Origin of the sequence: Pseudomonas brassicacearum (assembly GCF_003732265.1) — a bacterium.
Taxonomy (GTDB): Bacteria; Pseudomonadota; Gammaproteobacteria; order Pseudomonadales; family Pseudomonadaceae; genus Aquipseudomonas; species Aquipseudomonas brassicacearum_D.
In genome coordinates this window covers 1-298 of sequence record NZ_MOBK01000219.1, presented here as the reverse complement: position 1 = coordinate 298, position 298 = coordinate 1, and the positions used below count along the sequence as shown (strand labels likewise).

At 64.4% G+C, this 298-nt stretch carries 1 pseudogene; it reads left to right on the top strand.

Going from position 1 to position 298, the window contains the following annotated elements:
- Positions 1 to 298, top strand: a pseudogene (locus BK660_RS30935) (helicase); the annotation flags it as partial.

The window sequence follows — 298 nt, the reverse complement described above, 5'->3', positions numbered from 1 at the left end:
GCCGATCCTGTTGAACCTGATGCGCTCGCACACTGAAAGCCTCAACCCGGAACGCCTCGCCCGACGTCGCGACGACGAGCTGATTCTGGTGAACATTCCCAATCGGCCGAATGCCGAGTACGGTCCGCTGCAAGTCGCCCTGCCCTTCGGCCGCTTGAAGCCGGTGCTGGCGACGCTCGGCGGGTTCTATCTGCAAGAGCCCGGCGAAACTACGCTGCGTTTGAGCAAGGCGGACGCCACGCGCCTGAATCCGCTGGAAGACTTGCCGCTGCTCTGGGAGGGCGGCGAACAGATCCGC